The sequence below is a fragment of the Pseudomonas sp. GW456-12-1-14-TSB6 genome (assembly GCF_059424205.1).
In genome coordinates this window covers 1-21230 of record NZ_JBWKZE010000017.1, presented here as the reverse complement: position 1 = coordinate 21230, position 21230 = coordinate 1, and the positions used below count along the sequence as shown (strand labels likewise).

Genomic DNA, 21230 nt, shown 5'->3' with positions numbered 1-21230 from the left:
ACAAAACTAAAAGTCCATAATGGACAAATTAGTTTAGAAACAATCTGCGGAGTCCAACATGTCCAGTACGCCTTACGTGATCGACCAAACCCAGGCCCGCGAGCTGCTGGCCCGAATCGATGTGCCGCAGATCCTGCGCAAGCTGTTCCGCGATCTGGCGGCCGGAGACGCGGTGCAACCGGCGCAGCAACTGGTGGAATTCCCCCAGGGCGCCGGGGACTTCATCAACTATCTCGGCGTGCTGGCGGAAGACGGCGTGTACGGAGTCAAGACCTCGCCGTACATCGTACGCGAACAAGGCCCGCTGGTGACGGCGTGGACGCTGCTGATGTCGATGCACACCGGCCAACCGCTGCTGCTCTGCGATGCCGGCGAACTGACCACTGCCCGTACCGCTGCGACCACGGCCGTGGCGGTCGATGCCCTCGCCCCGTTGAACGCCACGCGTCTGGCAATCATCGGCAGCGGCAAGGTCGCACAGGCGCACCTGCATTACGTCAAAACGTTGCGCGACTGGCAGAGCATCAGTGTGTACTCGCCGACCTTGAGCGACGACCCGGCAACCGCCCGCCAACTGCAAACCCTTGATTCACGGGTGAGCATCGCCGACAGCCGCGAAACCGCCATCGCCGAGGCCGACGTGATCATGCTCTGCACCTCGTCCGCCGGCCCCGTGATCGACCCGGCAACTTTAAGCAAACCGGCGCTCATCACTTCGATAAGCACCAACGCACCGCGCGCCCACGAAGTGCCGCCGCAAAGCCTCAACGACATGCAGGTGTTCTGTGACTATCGTATGACCACCCCGGACTCGGCCGGCGAGATGCTGATCGCCAGCGAACAACATGGCTGGGACCACAGCGCGATCCTCGGTGATCTCGCGGATCTGCTCAGCGAAAAAGTGCAGCGCCCCGATTACAACCGTCACGTGTTTTTCCGCTCCATCGGTCTGGGCCTGGAAGACATCGCCCTGGCCAACGCCGTCTATCAATTGCAGCGCTGACACCGGAGATTTTCATGAGTCATGCAGATTTCATCATCATCGGCGGCGGGATTGCCGGCGCTTCCACCGGATTCTGGCTGTCGCAACATGGCAAGGTCATGGTGCTGGAGCGCGAGTCGCACCCGGCCTATCACTCCACCGGGCGTTCGGCTGCTCTGTTCACTGCTGCTTATGGCACTGCGCAGGTCCGGGCGCTGACCCAGGCCAGCCGCGAATTCTTCGACCATCCGCCCAGCGGTTTCTGCGAGCACCCGCTGCTGACCCCGCGCGGCGAAATGACCGTCGACTTCACCGGCGACGCCGCCGAGCTGAACAATCAATACCTCAGCGCCAAGGCCACGGTGCCACAGATGCAGCTGCTCAGCGCGGATGAAGCCTGCGCGCGGCTGCCGATCCTGCGTCGGGAGAAAGTCCATGGCGCGATCTACGACCCGACCGCCAGCGACATCGACACCGACGCCCTGCATCAGGGCTATCTGCGCGGTATCCGCCGCAACAACGGCCAGGTGCAGACCGATTGCGAAGTGCTCGGAATGAGCCGCGACGCCGACGGCATCTGGCAAGTGCAGACCAACGGCCAGAGCTTCAGCGCTCCCGTCGTGATCAACGCCGCCGGCGCCTGGGCCGACAAGATCGCTGCCCTGGCCGGCGCCCGGCCGCTGGGCCTGCAACCGAAACGCCGGGCCGCGTTCATTTTCGCCGGCCCCGAGGGCGTCGACATCCACCATTGGCCGATGCTGGTCAGCCTCGACGAATCCTTCTATATGAAGCCCGACGCCGGCATGTTCCTCGGCTCGCCGGCCAACGCCGACCCGGTCGAACCGCACGACGTACAGCCCGAAGAACTGGACATTGCCATGGGCATTTACCAGATCGAGGAAGCGACGACCCTGACCATCCGCCGCCCGACCCGCACCTGGGCCGGCCTGCGCAGTTTCGTCGCCGACGGCGATTTGCTGTCCGGGTTCGATCCGCAGGTGCCGGGGCTGTTCTGGGTTGCGGCCCAGGGCGGTTACGGTATCCAGACCTCACCGGCCATGGGCATGGCCAGCGCAGCGCTGGTGCGTGGCGAATCGCTGCCCGACCATCTCAAGCAGTTCGGCCTGACCGCCGCCATGCTCGCCCCTGCCCGCCTGGCCTGAACGTCCGCCCGGATGACGCGCCCGACGGATTGCGGCACACTCGCAACGCCCCCGGATCACGGGGGCGTTGACGTTGCCTGGAGCTCCACAGTTATGACCGCCCCCGAACACACGCCCGAGCTGCATGACGCCGCGCTGGATAACTACCACGCCATCGCCGATGCCATTGCCACGTTGTTCTTTCCCCATGCCGAAGTGGTGTTGCATGACCTGCGCACGCAGAAGGTCGACTACATCGCCAACAACCTGTCGAAACGGGTGATCGGCGATGAATCGTCGCTGGAAGACATGCTCAGCGACGAGGTCAGCGAACGGAACATCGGCCCGTACGAAAAGCTCAATTGGGACGGCCAGAAGATTCGCAGCCTGAGCACCGTGCTGCGCGACAGCGAAGGGCATCCGCTGGCGGTGCTGTGCATCAACCTGAATATTTCGCTGTTCGAAAATGCCAAAGCTGCGCTGGACCTGTTCCTCTCGCCGAGCAAACTGATCCCGCAACCGGACTCGCTGTTTCGCGATGACTGGCAGGAGCGCATCAACACTTTCCTGCACGCCTGGCTACGCGAACGGCAACTGAGCCTGAACCTGCTGACCCGCGATCACAAACGCGAACTGGTATTGGCGCTGCACGCCGAGGGGGCGTTCAAGGGCAAGAGCGCCTCGAACTATGTGGCCAATGTGCTGAACATGGGGCGGGCGACGGTGTACAAGCATTTGAAGGAATTGAAGGGCTGAAGATTTTGCGGTGAATCTGACGGCCTCATCGCTGGCAAGCCAGCTCCCACAGGTTTTGTGTACACCGAAAATCTCTGTGGGAGCTGGCTTGCCAGCGATGGCGGACGATCAGTCGCCGTAGATGTCCGATTTGAAGTACTTCTCGGAAATCTTCTGATATTCGCCACTGGCGCGAATGCCGTCGATGGCACTGTTCAACTGGCTGACCAGTTCGGTATTGCCCTTGCGCACCGCAATCCCCGCGCCCTCGCCCACATACTTCGGATCCTTCAGCTCAGGCCCGACAAAGGCGTACCCCTTGCCGCGCGGCATCGACAGGAAGTCGTTCAGCGGGATGGTGTCGGCGAAGATCGCGTCGAGACGCCCGGCCGCCAGGTCCATGTAGATTTCTTCGTTGTTGCCGTAGCGCTTGACGTTGATGCCCTTGGGCTCGAACACCTCGGTGGCGTAACGGTCGGTGGTGGTTGCACGCTGTACGCCGACGGTCTTGCCTTTGAGGCTGGCGTACTGGTCATCGACGCTCGCGCCTTCCTTCATCACCAGCCGCGACGAGGTGAAATAGTACTTGTGGGTGAAGTCCACCGACTTCTTGCGGTCTTCGTTGATGGTCATGGACGACAGCGCCATGTCGATTTTCTTCACTTTCAGGGAAGGAATCAGACCGTCGAACTCGCCCTCGACCCACACGCACTTGACCTGCATCTGCGCGCACAGGGCATTGCCGATGTCGTAGTCGAAACCGACGATTTCACCCTTGTCGGTCTTCGAGGCGAAGGGCGGATACGCCGCTTCGATACCGATGCGCAGGGTTTTCTCGGCGGCGAACGCGCTGCTGCACGCCAACAGGCTCAGTGCCAGACCGGTGATGAGGGGGAATTTCTTCATGTTCGTTCTCTCGCGGGTTGTTGTTGGTTTGGCAAGACGAAGAAGAGCAGCTGCAAGCGGCAAGCCTGAAGCTTCAAGCATGAGACTATTTTTGTACTTGTAAATCCATATTGGACTTTCATGTACAAATCGTCAATCAGGCAAAAGCCATCGGCATCAGCCAATGGTCGGCTGATGCACTAGAGGGGATAAAAGAAGATTTACTGCTTCCAGCGATCCGCCGCCGCATGATCGCTGTCACGGCCTTCGACCCAGCGCGGGCCGTCGCTGGTGTTCTCTTTCTTCCAGAACGGTGCACGGGTCTTCAGGTAATCCATGACGAAGGCGCAGGCGTCGAATGCCGCCTGACGATGGGCGCTGGCGGCGCCGACGAACACGATCGGTTCGCCCGGCTCCAGCGCGCCGATGCGGTGCAACACTTCCAGCTTCAACAGCGGCCAGCGCTGTTCGGCCTCGACGGCGATCTTGCCCAGAGCCTTTTCGGTCATGCCCGGATAGTGTTCGAGGAACATTCCGGCGACATCGAGGCCATCGTTGAAGTCGCGCACGTAGCCGACAAAACTCACCACCGCGCCGACGCCGACATTGGCCGCGTGCATCGCGTTGACTTCGGCACCCGGATCGAACGGTTCGGACTGCACCCGAATGTGCATGGCTCAGCCTCCGGTCACGGTGGGGAAAAACGCCACTTCGTCGCCATCCACCACCGGCTCGTCGAGCTGGCAGAGGTCTTCGTTGCGTGCGCACATCAGGTTCTGTTCGCTCAGCACCTCGGCCCCCTCACGCTGCGCCAGCAACGCACGAACGTCATCGACGGTGAAGAAATCACCCTCGACCTTCACCGAATCCACGCCCAGCGCCTCGCGGTAACGGGCAAAAAACTTCACGGTCAGGTTCATGGCTGCTCCGCCTGGAAATGCCCGCTCTTGCCGCCGACCTTCTCCAGCAGACGCACGCTTTCGATGGTCATGCCACGGTCCACGGCCTTGCACATGTCGTAGATCGTCAGCGCGGCGACGCTGGCGGCGGTCAGTGCTTCCATCTCGACGCCGGTCTGCCCGGACAGTTTGCAGCGAGCCACGATGCGTACCGTGTCATCGCCTTCGGCGCTGAGTTCGACCTTGACGCCGGTCAGCATCAGCGGATGGCACAGGGGAATCAGGTCACTGGTTTTCTTCGCCGCCTGAATGCCGGCAATGCGCGCCACGGCGAACACGTCGCCCTTGGGATGGCCGCCGCTGACAATCATCTGCAGGGTATCGGGCAGCATGCGCACCAGCGCTTGGGCCGTCGCTTCACGGAACGTCACGGCTTTTTCGGTGACGTCGACCATGTTGGCGCGACCTTGGGAATCGAGATGAGTCAGCACGGGATTACTCCTGATCAGGAGCGTCGATTGTAAACCTGGGGGTCAGAATTGCGCACATAAAAAACCGGGCGACTTTGCAGTCGCCCGGTTCGGTTTGACGGTTACAGATGCGATTCGGCGTATTCGGCCAGGATCGAGCGAGGCACCCCTTGCAGGGTGATGTGCACACCGTTGGGGAAATCCTTGAAGCGTTCGGTCAGGTAAGTCAGCCCGGAGCTGGTCGCGGACAGGTAAGGGGTGTCGATCTGTGCCAGGTTGCCCAGGCACACCACTTTGGAACCGGCGCCGGCCCGGGTGATGATGGTTTTCATCTGGTGCGGCGTGAGGTTCTGGCATTCGTCGATCAGGATCAGGCTCTGCTGGAAGCTGCGACCGCGAATGTAGTTGAGCGATTTGAACTGCAACGGCACTTTGCTGAGGATGTAGTCGACGCTGCCATGGGTGTTTTCGTCATCCATGTGCAAGGCTTCGAGGTTGTCGGTGATGGCGCCGAGCCAAGGCTCCATTTTTTCCGCTTCGGTGCCCGGCAGGAAGCCGATTTCCTGGTCCAGGCCCTGCACGCTGCGGGTGGCGATGATGCGGCGATAACGCTTGCTGACCATGGTCTGCTCGATCGCAGCGGCCAGCGCCAGAATGGTTTTACCCGAACCGGCGGCACCGGACAGGTTGACCAGGTGAATATCCGGATCCAGCAGCGCATACAGCGCCAGGCTCTGATAGATGTCCCTTGGCTTGAGGCCCCAGGCTTCCTGGTGCAACAGCGGTTCCTGGTGCAGGTCGAGGATCAGCAGCTTGTCTTCTTCGATCTCCTTGATCCAGCCGACGAAGCCCTGCTCATCAATGATGAATTCGTTGATGTGCACGGCAGGCAGGTTGTCGATCAGCTGTACCTGATGCCAGGTGCGGCCGTGGTCCTGACGGGTTTCGACCTTGCTCACGCGGTCCCAGAAAGAGCCGGTCATGTTGTGATAGCCGTTGGGCAGCAGGGACACGTCGTCGACCAGTTGGTCGGTGCTGTAGTCCTCGGCGTCGATCCCGCAGGCGCGCGCCTTGAGGCGCATGTTGATGTCTTTGGTGACCAGCACCACCGGTTTGCTCGGTTCGCGGGTGTGCAGGTCAATCAGCTGGTTGATGATTTTGTTGTCGTTCAGATGCTCGGGCAGAATCAGGTTCGATTCGGCCTGCTTGCTCATCAGAATCGACAGCAAGCCCTTCGGACCGCCCTTGCCACGCTGGATCGGCACGCCCTGTTCGACATCATCGGGTGAGGCATCGCCCAGGGTCTTGTCGATCAGCCGGATCGCCTGACGGCATTCGGCGGCCACGCTGTGATGCCCGCTCTTGAGCTTGTCCAGCTCTTCAAGCACGGTCATCGGGATCGCGACGTGGTGTTCTTCGAAATTCAGCAGGGCGTTCGGATCGTGAATCAGTACGTTGGTATCGAGTACATAAAGGATTGGCTGGTTGGAGGAAGGGCTACGTCCGTGATCATCCATACTCGGTCACCTTTGTGGGAGCCATTCGACGCAATACCTCGGCGGTGCTGCGCCTCGAAGTGACTGCCGAATCCACCTGCACAGCTTTTGTCGGGATAGCAGGTGAACTGCACACAAAATGGGTCTTGGAAGACGCCACCTGTGTTGCAGGTTTCGGCGGTCTGACTTCGTAATACTCCAAAACCCGTGACAGAAAAAAGCACTTTGACGCTTTTTTGAAGTTTATTTTGCAAAGTGACGAAAAGCCCTTGGCGGACCGCCCTGCCCCCGTTAGAGTCGGAAGTCCGCCTGCATCGAATTCTGCAAAAAATTCACCCCAAGCCCAATGTTTCCGGGCTCTTGCCGTTTTTCAGCGAAACGCGTCCTGACAGTCTTCCCAGCCGATGCCGCTTTGCGCGGTTTGCGTGATCAGCCACGGCAACGCGGTCTTCACCGCATCCTGTTTCATGTTGAAATTGATCACCCCGTGCCGCCACAGCAGCATCAGGGTCAGCACCCGCTGCGCGCTCGGAGCGCCCTTGAGCTTGCCGGCGCCGTCCTGGGCATCGATGTCCCACAGCGCCACTTGCAGGCCCTGGCTGTTGAAAAAGCTCCGGGCATCGCTGCGACGTTGCCCTTCCGGTGGACGGAACAGCGGCACGTAGTTTTCCGGCAGCTTGTTGCGGACCAGATCGGCACTGCGCCGCACCGAATCCTGCCAGTCCTGCCAGTGGCTGTGGGACCTGAATTCCCAGCCCTGCACGCCGACGCACTGCTGCGAAAACGCCGCTTGCAGGCTGCTGACGGAACGGTCGGCCAATCGCGCCTGAACATCCTTGCCCAACATGAAGAAGGTGCCGCTCAGGTTCGACTTGCGCAGGTACTCGGCGAGCCAGTCGGTATTGTCCGGCTGCAGGTTGGCGGCGCTGTCGAAAGTCAGCAGAAACAGGCGATCGTGCATGTCGTCGCCGTTGCGCTCGTAGTCTCCGAAATGATCGATTTCGCTGCTGGTCTGCGGTGACAGCGCAGCCTTGCGCATCAGTTCATCGAGATATTGCAGATGGAAGATCCGGCTCGGCTCGGCCCACTTGGTGTAATAGCTTTCGTCGCTGACCACGAATTTGGCGGCCTGCTCGCGCAAGGTCGGCAGGTCTTCGACGAGGAAGCAGAACGAGGCGTCCTGATCGCAGCTTTGCTGGGCGAAGTTGTAGTTGGCGAGCAGACGCTGCCACAGCCGCTCGCGCAGGCTGTTGATCGCATCCAGATTGACCGTGCGCAGCCCCAGACGCTGAGCCAGCGCAGCCTCATCCAGCGCTTCGGTGCCGAGCAGGCCTCGGGCGAACATCAGAATTTCCGCCCGCGAGGCGACGTCGAACAGCGTCGGGTTGTCGAGCTTTTCCGGCCAGGTGCTGCGATCCAGCGTCGCGATATCGCCCGGCGCCGCAACGGCACCGACGCTCAACAGCCACGCGGTGAAGAAAAGAACAATGCGCAAAGGGTGTCTCCATTACAAAACCCGCGCCGCACTATAGCCGATCCGACAGTAATTCCTGCAGGCACACAGATGATCGTTCCCACGCTCTGCGTGGTAACGCCTCCCCGGACGCGCTGCGTCCGCTGCCGGGGTGACGCAGAGCGTCACTGACTACATTCCCATGCAGAGCGTGGAAACGATCAGGGTTGGGTGGCACACCGCCGATCACCTATGGACCTGATAGCTGGAGTCATCCGCCCCAACCCCCTAGAATCGCCCCCACGATTAAAGGAGACGACTTCATGCTGATGGTGATTTCCCCCGCCAAGACCCTCGATTACGAAACACCGCCGGCGACCCAGCGCTTCACTCAGCCGCAATACCTCGACCATTCCCAGGAACTGATCCAGCAACTGCGCGAACTGAGCCCGGCGCAGATCAGCGAACTGATGCACGTGTCCGACAAGATCGGCGGCCTCAACGCCGCGCGTTTCGGCAGCTGGACACCAGCGTTCACGCCGGAAAACGCCAAGCAGGCGCTGCTCGCGTTCAAGGGTGACGTCTACACCGGTCTCGACGCGCAATCCTTCAGTGAAGCCAATTTCGATTACGCGCAAAAACACCTGCGCATGCTCTCCGGCCTCTATGGCCTGCTGCGCCCGCTCGACCTGATGCAGCCATATCGCCTGGAAATGGGCACCAAACTGGCCAACGCCCGGGGCAAAGACTTGTACGCCTTCTGGGGCACGCGCATCAGCGAGTGGCTGAACGAAGCGCTGGCCGATCAGGGCGATGACGTGCTGTTGAACCTGGCATCCAACGAGTACTTCTCGGCGGTCAAGCGCACGGCCCTGAACGCGCGGATCATCAACACCGAATTCAAGGATCAGAAGAACGGCCAATACAAGATCATCAGCTTCTACGCGAAAAAGGCCCGAGGCCTGATGAGCCGTTTCGTGATCCAGGAAAAAATCAACGATCCGGCCCTGCTCAAACAGTTCGATGTGCAGGGTTATCGCTACAGCGCCGAGCAATCGAAACCGGATAATCTGGTGTTTCTACGCGATCACGCCCCCGAATAAAGCATGCCTAATGCACGACTCTTTATATGAAGAGTCGTGCAGCTCGCACGATGTCAAAAAACCCTCGCCACATTTCGCCATTTTAATGGCGCCAGAAAAACCTCCCTGCCTTTTCTAAGATTAGTTTCACTCGACACTGATCATTTTTTTCAGTAGTGGCACCTAAATTTTTTCACCGTAGTGGCACAAAACTATCTAACGTGATTTTTCGCCTGTTATTAAAGGTCGAAAACGAAATTGCTATCAAATTGATACTGGTGCCATCTCTGACAATATTTCAAGAAATTTCAGATTTCGCGATGAGCGGACAGGAACTTCGTCCGAATGCATAGCTCATACCACCGGTAACGATTCTCGCCGAGTTTGTACGAGATAACTTACGCGGAGCAGATAGCCATGTAACCAAGTTGTCACAGCAACTTGCCTAGATGACTAACTAGTCTCAAAGCAGACGATGGACAGGAGATACGAACCATTAATATCCCCTACAAAGGCCATGGCCGCGCCCTTATAAACGTGCTCGCCTGAGCACCCAACCGCTTGATTTACGGGACTTTCATCCTGACATCGAGCGCGCAAGACGATTGCACAAGAGTCTTCTCCAAAGAAGATCGGCTGCATAACAGGGCACGTCATAACAACAAGGCCTGGTTACGCACATCTTGAGTGCACTTATTTAGACACTCGAAACTTAGTATGCCTGCACACGGCATTGTGGCGCCTGTATGCCGCACTTTCGAGTGCACTAATGAACGCTGAACACCATTAACTCCGGCCCTCTAAGGCCTGATATATACAGAGGTAATTGCGATGCGCATCAGCATATTTGGTTTGGGTTACGTTGGCGCAGTATGTGCCGGTTGCCTGTCTGCTCGGGGCCACGACGTGGTGGGCGTCGATGTTGCCAAAGACAAGATCGACATGATCAACGCTGGCAAATCTCCCATTGTTGAACCGGGCCTGGGTGAGTTGCTCGCACAAGGTATCCAGACCGGTCGTCTGCGCGGTACGACCAACTTCGCCGAAGCGATTCGCGACACCGACCTGTCGATGATCTGCGTCGGTACGCCGAGCAAGAAGAACGGCGACCTGGAACTGAACTACATCGAAGCGGTGTGCCGCGAGATCGGTTTTGTCCTGCGTGAAAAATCCACCCGTCACACCATCGTCGTGCGCAGCACCGTACTGCCGGGCACCGTGGCAAACGTTGTCATCCCGATTCTCGAAGACTGCTCCGGCAAGAAAGCCGGCGTCGATTTCGGCGTGGCGGTCAACCCAGAGTTCCTGCGTGAATCCACCGCGATCGCCGACTACGACCAGCCACCGATGACCGTCATCGGCGAGTTCGACAAGGCGTCGGGTGACGTTCTGCAATCGCTGTACGAAGAACTCGACGCACCGATCATCCGCAAGGACATCGCCGTCGCCGAGATGATCAAGTACACCTGCAACGTCTGGCACGCCACCAAAGTGACCTTCGCCAACGAGATCGGCAACATCGCCAAAGCGGTGGGCGTCGATGGCCGCGAAGTGATGGACGTGGTCTGCCAGGACAAGACCCTCAACCTGTCCCAGTACTACATGCGCCCGGGCTTCGCCTTCGGTGGTTCGTGCCTGCCGAAAGATGTGCGCGCCCTGACCTACCGCGCCGGCTCCCTGGACGTCGAAGCGCCGCTGCTCAACTCGCTGATGCGCAGCAACGAATCGCAAGTGCAGAACGCCTTCGATATCGTTGAAAGCCACGACAAACGCAAAGTCGCCCTGCTGGGCCTGAGCTTCAAGGCCGGCACCGACGACCTGCGCGAAAGTCCGCTGGTGGAGCTGGCCGAGATGCTGATCGGCAAGGGCTACGACCTGAGCATCTACGACAGCAACGTCCAGTACGCCCGTGTCCACGGCGCGAACAAGGACTACATCGAGTCGAAGATCCCGCACGTATCGTCCCTGCTCAATTCGGACTTCGATTCGGTGATCGACAACTCCGACGTGATCATCCTGGGCAACCGCGACGAGAAGTTCCGCGCCCTCGCCGAAGAAGCGCCGCAGGGCAAGCAGGTGATCGACCTGGTGGGCTTCATGTCCAAGGCCACCAGTGCCGGTAGCCGCACTGAAGGCATCTGCTGGTAACTCGGCCCTAAGCGACAAGCCTCGAGCTGCAAGCCAAAGCGTTTCACTTGCAGCTCGAAGCTTGAAGCTTGTCGCTTAAAGCTCCCATCACCTTCGGATGACGGTCATGTCCAAGCTCAAACATTTTTTTCTGCAATCCGCCGGCTGGCTTTTGTTTCTGAGCCTGCTGATGGGCCTGGCCCTGATGCTGCCCACGTCCACATTCGACTCCGAGTCGAAGGACTTCATTTTCCTGATTGGCGCCGTAGGTATCTGGCGCTACTCGATGGGTGCCACGCACTTTGTGCGCGGCATGATTTTTCTCTACATCGTCTACCCGCACCTGCGCCGCAAGGTTCGCAAGCTGGGTAAGGCGGCGGACCCGTCCCATGTGTTTCTGATGGTCACCAGTTTCCGCATCGACGCGTTGACCACCGCGCAGGTTTACAGCTCGGTGATCCGCGAAGCCATCGACTGCGAACTGCCAACCACCGTGGTCTGCTCCATCGTCGAAATGTCCGATGAGTTGCTGGTCAAGGCACTGTGGGCGCGGATGAATCCGCCAGACCGCGTGAAACTCGACTTCGTACGCATTCCCGGCACCGGCAAACGCGATGGCCTGGCCTATGGTTTCCGCGCGATCTCCCGTCACCTGCCGGACGACCGCGCCGTGGTGGCCGTGATCGATGGCGACACCGTGCTCGGCGAAGGCGTAGTGCGCAAAACCGTGCCGTGGTTCCAGATGTTCGGCAACGTCGGCGGCCTGACCACCAACGAATTCTGCGAAGTGCGCGGCGGCTACATCATGAGCGAATGGCACAAGCTGCGTTTCGCCCAGCGCCACATCAACATGTGCTCGATGGCCCTGTCCAAACGCGTGCTGACCATGACCGGGCGCATGTCGGTGTTCCGCGCCACCGTGGTCACCAACCCGGAATTCATCGCCGACGTTGAAAGCGACTCGCTGCAACACTGGCGCCTGGGCCGTTTCAAATTCCTGACCGGCGACGACAAGTCGAGCTGGTTCAGCCTGATGCGCCTGGGCTACGACACCTTTTACGTGCCGGATGCGGCGATCAATACCGTTGAACACCCGCCGGAAAAGAGCTTCATCAAGGCCAGCCGCAAACTGATGTTCCGCTGGTACGGCAACAACCTGCGCCAGAACTCCCGGGCTCTGGGTCTGGGTGTAAAACGCCTCGGCGCCTTCACCTCGGTGGTGCTGTTCGACCAGCGCGTATCGATGTGGACATCCTTGCTCGGCCTGACCGTGGCAATCATCGCCAGCTTCAAGTACGGCACCGCGTTCATCCTGGTTTACCTGCTGTGGATCGGCATCACCCGTCTGATTCTGACGCTGCTGCTGTCCTGCTCCGGCCACCGGATCGGCCCGGCTTACCCGGCAATTCTCTATTACAACCAGATCGTCGGTGCGCTGGTGAAGATCTACGTGTTCTTCCGCCTCGACCAACAATCCTGGACCCGACAACCCACTTCCCTGACCCGTGATCTCGCCAGCTTTCAACGTTGGTTCAACACCTGGTCGTCTCGGACCATGACCTTCTCCGCCGGCAGCATTTTCGTCGCCGTGCTGCTGATGATGGTCTGACCTGCCCCTATTGAATTAACAAGGAAATCGCCCCCATGAATACCGCCGTCAACGCCAACGTAGTGCATGAATCCGAAGCCCAGCGCCAGCACGCCCGTGTGAAAATCCCGGCCAAGCTGCGTTTCTTCGGCCCCGACCGGACTCCGGTTGAAGCGCGGGTCCTCGACCTGTCCGCCGGTGGTCTGGCGTTCAACGCCGGACAACTGCCGCTGACCGTCGGCGAGGTGTACAAGGCGCGTCTGCAGTTCGTCATCGACAACCTCGGCCTGGCCATGGACGTTGAACTGCAAGTGCGCTCCTACGACCGCCAGACGGGTCGTGCTGGCTGCCAGTTCCAGAACCTCGAGCCGCAGGACATTTCCACCCTGCGCCACCTGATCACTTCGCACCTGGCCGGCGACATCGTCAGCATCGGCGAAGTGCTGGCAACCCTGCAGCGCGATAACTTCACCAAGGCCCGCAAGGTCAAGGACGGCGACTCCGGCATGACCCCGTTCGGGCGTCTGAAAGCGGTGACGTTCAGCGCCGGTATCTTCGCGGTCGGCCTGGTGGCGGCGGGTTTCATTTTCAAATCGGTGTACAGCATGTACTTCGTCAGCCATGCGCAGGCCGGTCTGGTCAGCGTGCCGGGGATGAACATCACCATGCCGCGCGACGGTACCGTACAAAGCCTGGTGAAGTCCGACGGCGTCGCCGCCAAGGGCGCTCCACTGGCAACGTTCAGTACCAGCATGCTCGACGTACTCAAAGGTCACCTGGAAGAAGATCAACTGTCTCCGGCCAAGGTTGAAGAACTTTTCGGCAAGCAGATGACCGGCACCCTGACCTCGCCGTGCGATTGCACCGTGGCCCAGCAACTGGTGGCCGACGGTCAATACGCGAGCAAGGGCGACGTGATCTTCCAGCTGGTGCCGCGCAACACCCAGGCCACCGTCGATGCGCGCTTCTCCTATCGCCAGTTCGGCGACGTGCGTCCGGGCACCCCGGTGAGCTTCCAGATCGCCGGCGAAGACAAGACCCGCACCGGCAAGATCGTCAGCAGCACCAGCCTGAAAAGTGCCGACCTGTCCTCCGACATCCGTGTGCAGATCCAGCCTGACGAGCCGCTGGACAGCCGCTTCGCCGGCCGCCCGGTGGAAGTCAACAGCGACCGTGGTCCGAACCTGAACTGGCTGATCGACAAAGCCATGGCTGCCGGTCTTTAAGTCGAGGACATGCCCGTGACGAGCCCTATCAGAATCCTGCCGGTCCCGCTGACGCTGGCCATGGCAATCGCCCTGGCCGGTTGCGCCGGCCTGCCCGACCAGCGTCTGGCCAACGAAGCGCTCAAGCGCGGTGACACCGCGACCGCCGCGCAGAACTACCGTGCGCTGGCCGATCTGGGTTACAGCGAAGCCCAGGTGGGCCTCGCCGATATTCAGGTCGACAGCCGCGACCCGGAACAGATGAAACAGGCCGAAGCCACCTACCGCGCCGCCGCCAGTGTTTCGCCGCGTGCCCAGGCCCGACTCGGTCGTTTGCTGGTGGCCAAGCCCGGCTCCACCGAAGCCGAGCATCAAGAAGCCGAAAGCCTGCTGAAAAAGGCCGCCGCCAGTGGCGAAGGCAACACGCTGATCCCGCTCGCGATGCTGTACCTGCAATACCCGCACAGTTTCCCGAACATCAATGCCCAGCAGCAGATCGACCAGTGGCGCAAATCCGGTTACCCGGAAGCAGGTCTCGCACAAGTGCTGCTGTATCGCACCCAGGGCACTTACGACCAGCATCTGGATGACGTGGAAAAAATCTGCAAGGCCGCGCTCAACACCACCGACATCTGCTACGTCGAGCTGGCCACGGTCTATCAGAAACGTGGCGCGCCGGAGCAACAGGCCGAACTGATCAAGCAGCTGCAGGCCGGTTACAGCCGCGGCACCGTCAGTGCTCAGCGGGTGGACTCCGTGGCCCGTGTGCTGGCCGATTCGACCCTGGGCAAGACCGACGAAAAAACCGCGCAGTCGCTGCTCGAGCCGATCGCTCCGGGATACCCGGCGTCGTGGGTCACCCTCGCGCAACTGCTCTACGACTTCCCGGAACTGGGCGACGTCGACCAGATGATGAAGTACCTGGACAACGGCCGCGCCGCCGATCAGCCGCGCGCCGAACTGCTGCTGGGCAAGCTCTACTACGAAGGCAAACTGGTCCCGGCCGACGCCAAAGTCGCCGAGGAACATTTCCAGAAAGCCGTCGGCCGCGAAGTCGCTGCCGATTACTACCTCGGCCAGATCTACCGCCGTGGCTACCTGGGCAAGGTCTATCCGCAGAAGGCCCTCGACCATCTGCTGACCGCTGCGCGCAACGGCCAGAACAGCGCCGATTTCGCCATCGCCCAGCTGTTTTCCCAAGGCAAGGGCACCAAGCCCGACCCGCTCAATGCCTATGTGTTCAGCCAGTTGGCCAAGGCGCAAAACACCCCGCAAGCCGATGAGCTGGCGACCACCCTCGCCGCGCAACTGCCGCCCGAGCGCCTGGCCGAAGCCCGGCGCCTGCTGCAACAGGAACAGGCGACCCGTGGCGCCCTGAGCCAGAACACGCTGCAACTGCACGCCCTGCAAGAAGAAGACGGCGAGGAAAAACCATGAAATTGAATCCCTTTGTGAAGGCCGGCATTGGCCTCACGTTCGCGCTGATCTGGTCTTGCCCGACCCTGGCTGCGATGACTGAATCGAAGAACTTCGGCCTCGAAGTGAAAATCACCGGCCAGTCCGAAGACGACCGCGACCTCGGCACCGCCAGCGGCGGCGACGTCAACGGCCTCGGCCTCGACCTGCGCCCGTGGGTCTACGGCGAAAGCGGCGCGTGGAGCGCCTACGCCATGGGCCAGGCCGTGACCTCGACCGACATCATCGAAACCGATACCCTGCAGCAGTCCGACAGCGACGGCACCCAGACCACCGACAACGGCGACCGCAAGACCAAGAAAAACTACCTGGCGATGCGTGAGTTCTGGGTCGGCTACAGCGGCCTGACGCCCTACCCCGGCGAGATCCTCAAGTTCGGTCGCCAGCGCCTGCGCAACGACGACGGCCAGTGGCGCGACACCAACATCGAAGCCCTGAACTGGACCTTCGACACCACCCTGCTGCGCGCCAACGCCGGTGTCGCCGAACGCTTCAGCGAATACCGCACCGACTTGAAAGAGCTGGCGCCGAAAGACAAGGATCGCCTGCACGCCTACGCCGATGCCGCTTACCAGTGGACACCGGGCAACTGGGTCGGGATTCGCGGTCACCACACCCACGACGACGGCAAGCTCGACTATCCGGAGCCGGGCGTGGCCGGCGATTCGCTGGACAAGAAAGAAAACGGCGACATCAGCTGGCTCGGCCTGACCGCTGACAGCGACGCCTACAACTGGCGCAACACCAACACCGTCAACTACTGGGGCAGCATCACCGGCATGAGCGGCGACCGCGACACGGTCAACGCCCTCAACGCCGACGGCACCCGCCCGGCCCAGGCCAAGCGCAGCGACAACGTCGACGGCTGGGCGACCGACATCGGTGTGCGTCTGCGCCTTGATCCGCAATGGCAGGTCGGTGCGGCGTATGCCCGTGCGAGCGCCGATTACGAACAGAACGGCCTGGAAAGCAACCGCTCGAACTACACCGGTACTCGCTCGCGGGTTCACCGTTTCGGCGAAGCCTTCCGTGGCGAAATGAACAACATGCAGACCGCCACCCTGTTCGGTTCGTGGATGCTCAACGACCAGTACGACGCCAGCCTGATCTACCACAAGTTCTGGCGTGTGGACGGCAACAAGCCGGTGGGCAGCAACGGCATCAACGCCGTGGAGAACAACACCGACGACGTCACCGGCGCGATCCTTTCCAGCACTTCCCTGCCACTGCAAGACGGCAACAAGGATCTGGGCCAGGAAATGGATCTGGTGGTCACCAAGTACTTCAAGCAAGGCTTGCTGCCGGCGGCGCTGAGCCAGTCGATCGACGAACCGTCGGCGCTGGTGCGTTTCCGAGGCGGCGTGTTCAAGCCGGGGGACGCCTATGGCAGCCAGGTCGATTCGTACATGCACCGCGCGTTCATCGACGTGATCTGGCGCTTCTGATGCTGACCGCCAAGGGAGTGCCCGACATGAACAGTGCCCGCAAAGGCTCACTCAGCCTGCTGGCCGGCGCGATGCTGCTGGCCTCGGCCGGCGCCTTCGCCAGTGTGGAACCGGCCAAACCCGCGACCACCGCCAAGGAGCTGCAACAGGCCAAGACCTACACCGTCAGCAGCGCGCCGACCGAAGCGCTGGAACTGGCCAAGCCGAAATTGCCCGACCTCTCCGGCTACACCGCCGAAGCCGCCGCCGCGAAAATCGTGCGCAGCAAACCGGGCAAGATCAGCGTGCGCCGGATGATGCAGGAAGACGCCCTGAAGGACTTCATCGGCGGCGACAACAAGATGGCCGAATGGGTGGTGCGTCAGCACGGCATCCCGCAGGCGATCTTCGTCGACGACGGCTACATGAACCTGAAAGAGCTGGCGCAAAAGCTGCCGAAGCAGTACTTCAGCGAAACCTCGCCGGGCGTGTATCTGGCCAAGTTGCCGATCGTGGTCGGCCGCAAAGGCATCCTCGAAATCGACGGCCAGACCCAGGAGTTGCGCCTGTCCCAGGAGGCCGGTTCGTTCCTGGTCAACGACGGCCAGTTGTTCGTGCGTGATACCAAGGTCACTGGCTGGCGCGAGAAGGAAAACGGCCCGGCGACCTTCCGTTCGCCGAAGGAATTCCGCCCGTTCCTGTTGGCCTGGGGCGGCACCGAGACCTACATCGTCAACAGCAAGATGGCCAGCTTCGGCTACGCCAACAGTAAGTCCTACGGGGTGAGTATTTCCCAGTACACGCCGAACATGGCCAAGGTGCTCAAGCGTCCCGAGCCGACCGGCTGGATCGTCGGCTCCGAGTTCTCGGACATGTGGTACGGCTTCTACTGCTACGAGACCCGCGACTTCGTGGTCAAGGGCAACACCTACAAGGACAACATCGTCTACGGCATCGACCCGCACGACCGCTCCCACGGTCTGATCATTGCCGAGAACACGGTGTACGGCACGAAGAAGAAGCACGGGATCATCATTTCCCGTGAAGTGAACGACAGCTTCATCTTCAACAACAAAAGCTACGACAACCACCTCTCGGGGCTGGTGATCGACCGTAACAGCGTGAACAACCTGATCGCCTACAACGAGATCTACAAGAACCACACCGACGGCATCACCCTCTACGAGTCCGCCGACAACCTGCTGTGGGGCAACAAGGTCATCAGCAACAAGCGCCACGGCATCCGCATTCGTAACAGCGTGAACATCCGCCTCTACGAAAACGTCGCCATGGCCAACGGCCTGACCGGCGTCTACGGGCACATCAAGGACCTGACCGACACCGACCGTGACATCAAGCTTGACCCGTTCGACGCCCAGGTCTCGCTGATCGTGGTCGGCGGTGAACTGGCGGCCAACGGCAGCGGCCCGCTGTCGATCGATTCGCCGTTGAGTGTCGAGCTGTATCGCGTGTCGATGCTGGCGCCGACCAAATCCAGCGGCATCAGCTTCAACGGCATCCTCGGCGAGCGCCAGGATGAAATTCTCGACCTGCTGGTGCGCCAGCAGAAAGCCGTGCTGATCGACCCTGTCGAACGCCAGACCGAATTGCAGGACTGAGGATAATTTTATGCACCCACACCTGATCAAATTACTCAGCCTGTCGGCCCTGACCGTGGGCATCCTGGCGGCCGGCAACGGCGCCCGCGCGGACGAAGTGAAAGCGCCAACGTTCACCGCCGAACCGTGCTGCAGCCTGTGCCCGGCCGCCCATGACGCGAAGAACTACACCACGCGCTATCAGCAGAACTTCACCACTCTGGTGCAAGCGCAGGGCGACTGGTTGTTCCGGACCCAGGAAGACCTGCGCACCGAGTTCAACACCACCCCGGCCGGTTACAAACGCCTGCAACAGCTGCACGATGCGTTCAAGGCCAAAGGCGTCGAACTGGTGATCGTCTACCAGCCGACCCGTGGCCTGGTGAACCGCAACAAGCTCAACCCGGCGGAAAAAGCCGCGTTCGATTACGAGAAAGCGCTGGGCAACTACAAGACCATGCTCGGCCGTTTCGCCAAGATGGGTTACGTGGTGCCGGACCTGTCACCACTGACCAACGAATCGCTGCCGGACACCCTGCCCGCCCACGATTTCTACTTCCGCGGCGACCAGCACTGGACCCCGTATGGCGCCCAGCGCACGGCGAAAATCGTCGCCGAGAAGGTCAAGCAGATTCCGGCCTTCGCCGACATTCCCAAGCGTGAGTTCGAAACCAAACGCTCCGGGCGCATGGGCAAGACCGGCACCCTGCACAACATGGCCGGGCAACTGTGCGGCACCAGTTACGCGATCCAGTACATGGACCAGTTCACCACCGAGCCGAAAGGCGAAGCGGGTGACGGCGACCTGTTCGGTGATTCCGGCAATCCGCAGATCACCCTCGTGGGCACTTCGCACAGCGGCAAGAACTACAACTTCGCCGGTTTCCTCGAAGAAGCCATCGGCGCCGACATTCTCAACGTCGCGTTCCCCGGCGGCGGTCTGGAAGGTTCGATGCTGCAGTACCTGGGCAGCGACGAATTCCAGAAGACGCCGCCGAAAATTCTCATCTGGGAATTCTCGCCGCTGTACCGCCTCGACCAGGAAACCATCTATCGCCAGATGATGGCGCTGCTCGACAACGGCTGCGAAGGCAAAGAGGCGCAAATGTCCGCCAGCACCACGCTCAAGCCGGGCGGCAAACAAGAACTGCTGGTCAACAGCAAGAACCTGAACCTGCAGAACAGCAGCCACCAGGTCGACATCCGCTTCGCCGACACCTCGGTGAAAACCCTGCAAGCCACCCTCTGGTACATGAACGGTCGCCACGAGGACATCAAGATCGAGAAACCGGAAACCTCCGATACCGACGGTCGTTTCGCCTTTGAGTTGCGCACGGACGAAGACTGGGCCTCGCAAAACCTGCTGGCGGTCGAAGTCCAGGGCCCGGAAGCGGGCACCGCGCCACAGAAAGTCGAAGCGAAAATCTGCAAACGCAACGTATTCCCGGGCGCTGGGCAACAAACCGCTCAGGTCGGGCAATGAGGTCTGCTATGCGAAATCCGAAACTGAAAACTCTTTTGGCGCCGACGCTGCTCGGGCTGGCGATCTTCGCCGGCACCGCGCAGGCCGCCGCGCCGCTGCGTCCTCCTCAGGGCTACTTTGCGCCTGTGGATAAATTCAAGACCGGTGACAAGAGCGAAGGCTGCGACGCGATGCCGGCGCCCTACACCGGCCCGCTGCAATTTCGCAGCAAATACGAAGGCTCGGACAAGGCTCGCGCGACGCTGAACGTGCAGTCGGAAAAAGCCTTTCGCGACACCACGAAAGACATCACCACCCTGGAGCGCGGCACCGCCAAGCGGGTGATGCAGTTCATGCGCGACGGTCGTCCGGAACAGCTCGATTGCACGCTGAACTGGCTCACCGCGTGGGCCAAGGCCGATGCGCTGATGTCGAAAGACTTCAACCACACCGGCAAGTCGATGCGCAAATGGGCGCTGGGCAGCATGGCGTCTTCGTACATTCGCCTGAAGTTCTCCGACTCCCATCCGCTGGCCCAGCATCAGCAGGAAGCCCAGGTGATCGAAGCCTGGTTCAGCAAGATGGCCGATCAGGTGGTCAGCGACTGGGACAACCTGCCGCTGGAAAAAACCAACAACCACTCGTACTGGGCCGCGTGGTCGGTGATGGCGACAGCGGTCGCGACCAACCGCCGCGACCTGTTCGATTGGGCAGTCAAGGAATACAAGGTCGGCGTCAATCAAGTCGATGCCGACGGTTTCCTGCCGAACGAACTCAAGCGCCAGCAACGCGCCCTCGCCTATCACAACTACGCCCTGCCGCCACTGGCGATGATCGCCAGTTTCGCCCAGGTCAACGGTGTGGATCTGCGTCAGGAAAACAACGGCGCGCTGAAACGTCTGGGTGACCGGGTGTTGGCCGGGGTGAAAGACCCGGATCAGTTCGAGAAGAAGAACGGCAAAGAGCAGGACATGACCGACCTGAAAGAGGACATGAAATTCGCCTGGCTCGAACCGTTCTGCACCCTCTACACCTGTTCGCCGGATGTGATCGAGAAAAAACACGGCATGCAGCCGTTCAAGACCTTCCGCCTCGGCGGCGACCTGACCAAGGTCTACGACCCGTCCCATGAAAAGGGCAACAAAGGTTCCTGACACTGACCGCTGATCGTTCCCACGCTCTGCGTGGGAACGCAGCCCGGGACGC

Annotated in this window: 18 protein-coding genes; 12 read left to right on the top strand and 6 right to left on the bottom strand. The window is 60.7% G+C overall.

Annotation, left to right across the window (positions count from 1 at the left end; genetic code table 11):
- Window positions 1–58: 58 nt before the first annotated feature.
- The 3 genes from AC07Y2_RS16985 to AC07Y2_RS16975 all read left to right on the top strand — a co-directional run bounded on the left by AC07Y2_RS16985 (window position 59) and on the right by AC07Y2_RS16975 (window position 2880).
- Window positions 59–1003 (top strand): ornithine cyclodeaminase family protein, encoded by a 945-nt coding sequence (locus AC07Y2_RS16985; protein WP_103386424.1) that lies wholly within the window; start codon window positions 59–61, stop codon window positions 1001–1003.
- 14 nt (window positions 1004–1017) lie between these two features.
- On the top strand, window positions 1018–2145 hold the full coding sequence (locus tag AC07Y2_RS16980; RefSeq protein ID WP_103386423.1) for an NAD(P)/FAD-dependent oxidoreductase: 1128 nt from the start codon (window positions 1018–1020) through the stop codon (window positions 2143–2145).
- Between the two features lie 93 nt (window positions 2146–2238).
- Window positions 2239–2880, top strand: coding sequence for a helix-turn-helix transcriptional regulator (locus AC07Y2_RS16975; protein ID WP_039769469.1), 642 nt, complete (start codon window positions 2239–2241; stop codon window positions 2878–2880).
- A 108-nt stretch (window positions 2881–2988) separates the two neighbouring features.
- Here AC07Y2_RS16975 and AC07Y2_RS16970 read toward each other — a convergent pair whose 3' ends face one another.
- From AC07Y2_RS16970 to AC07Y2_RS16945, 6 genes are all read right to left on the bottom strand, one after another.
- Entirely contained in the window at window positions 2989–3765 is a 777-nt protein-coding gene (locus AC07Y2_RS16970; RefSeq protein WP_064382451.1) for an ABC transporter substrate-binding protein, read from the bottom strand.
- Window positions 3766–3965: 200 nt separating this feature from the next.
- Window positions 3966–4418, bottom strand: coding sequence for a molybdopterin synthase catalytic subunit MoaE (gene moaE, locus AC07Y2_RS16965; RefSeq protein WP_103386422.1), 453 nt, complete (start codon window positions 4416–4418; stop codon window positions 3966–3968).
- A 3-nt stretch (window positions 4419–4421) separates the two neighbouring features.
- Window positions 4422–4664, bottom strand: coding sequence for a MoaD/ThiS family protein (locus AC07Y2_RS16960; protein ID WP_039769463.1), 243 nt, complete (start codon window positions 4662–4664; stop codon window positions 4422–4424).
- Window positions 4661–5134: a cyclic pyranopterin monophosphate synthase MoaC gene (gene moaC / locus AC07Y2_RS16955; protein ID WP_064382454.1), complete on the bottom strand. Its 474-nt coding sequence runs from the start codon at window positions 5132–5134 to the stop codon at window positions 4661–4663. The genes AC07Y2_RS16960 and moaC overlap by 4 nt, the downstream gene beginning before the upstream one ends.
- 101 nt (window positions 5135–5235) lie before the next feature.
- Window positions 5236–6630, bottom strand: coding sequence for a PhoH family protein (locus AC07Y2_RS16950; RefSeq protein WP_011332563.1), 1395 nt, complete (start codon window positions 6628–6630; stop codon window positions 5236–5238).
- Between the two features lie 349 nt (window positions 6631–6979).
- Window positions 6980–8104 carry a polysaccharide deacetylase family protein gene (locus tag AC07Y2_RS16945; protein ID WP_039769461.1) on the bottom strand — a complete coding sequence of 375 codons (1125 nt, stop codon included), beginning with the start codon at window positions 8102–8104 and terminating at the stop codon, window positions 6980–6982.
- A 281-nt stretch (window positions 8105–8385) separates the two neighbouring features.
- Between AC07Y2_RS16945 and yaaA the strand changes: the two genes are divergently transcribed.
- From yaaA to AC07Y2_RS16900, 9 genes are all read left to right on the top strand, one after another.
- A complete protein-coding gene (gene yaaA / locus AC07Y2_RS16940; RefSeq protein ID WP_011332561.1) occupies window positions 8386–9165 on the top strand; it encodes a peroxide stress protein YaaA in 780 nt (259 codons plus the stop codon).
- Window positions 9166–9975: 810 nt separating this feature from the next.
- Window positions 9976–11292, top strand: a complete 1317-nt coding sequence (locus AC07Y2_RS16935) for a nucleotide sugar dehydrogenase (protein ID WP_039769459.1) — start codon at window positions 9976–9978, stop codon at window positions 11290–11292.
- A 106-nt stretch (window positions 11293–11398) separates the two neighbouring features.
- The gene (alg8, locus tag AC07Y2_RS16930; RefSeq protein ID WP_163974069.1) at window positions 11399–12880 is read left to right on the top strand and encodes a mannuronan synthase; all 1482 of its coding nucleotides are present in this window, start codon (window positions 11399–11401) and stop codon (window positions 12878–12880) included.
- A gap of 35 nt (window positions 12881–12915) precedes the next feature.
- A complete protein-coding gene (locus AC07Y2_RS16925) occupies window positions 12916–14085 on the top strand; it encodes an alginate biosynthesis protein Alg44 (RefSeq protein WP_039769455.1) in 1170 nt (389 codons plus the stop codon).
- A 9-nt stretch (window positions 14086–14094) separates the two neighbouring features.
- Window positions 14095–15501, top strand: a complete 1407-nt coding sequence (gene algK / locus AC07Y2_RS16920; protein WP_074691173.1) for an alginate biosynthesis TPR repeat lipoprotein AlgK — start codon at window positions 14095–14097, stop codon at window positions 15499–15501.
- Window positions 15498–16985 carry an alginate export family protein gene (locus AC07Y2_RS16915; RefSeq protein ID WP_074691171.1) on the top strand — a complete coding sequence of 496 codons (1488 nt, stop codon included), beginning with the start codon at window positions 15498–15500 and terminating at the stop codon, window positions 16983–16985. Before algK ends, AC07Y2_RS16915 begins: the two co-directional genes overlap by 4 nt.
- Window positions 16986–17011: 26 nt before the next feature.
- Window positions 17012–18583 (top strand): mannuronan 5-epimerase AlgG, encoded by a 1572-nt coding sequence (gene algG, locus AC07Y2_RS16910; protein ID WP_103386458.1) that lies wholly within the window; start codon window positions 17012–17014, stop codon window positions 18581–18583.
- A gap of 10 nt (window positions 18584–18593) precedes the next feature.
- Window positions 18594–20045 (top strand): alginate O-acetyltransferase, encoded by a 1452-nt coding sequence (locus tag AC07Y2_RS16905; protein ID WP_103386421.1) that lies wholly within the window; start codon window positions 18594–18596, stop codon window positions 20043–20045.
- Window positions 20046–20053: 8 nt separating this feature from the next.
- Window positions 20054–21178 carry a mannuronate-specific alginate lyase gene (locus AC07Y2_RS16900; protein WP_103386420.1) on the top strand — a complete coding sequence of 375 codons (1125 nt, stop codon included), beginning with the start codon at window positions 20054–20056 and terminating at the stop codon, window positions 21176–21178.
- The last annotated feature ends 52 nt before the right edge of the window (window positions 21179–21230 follow it).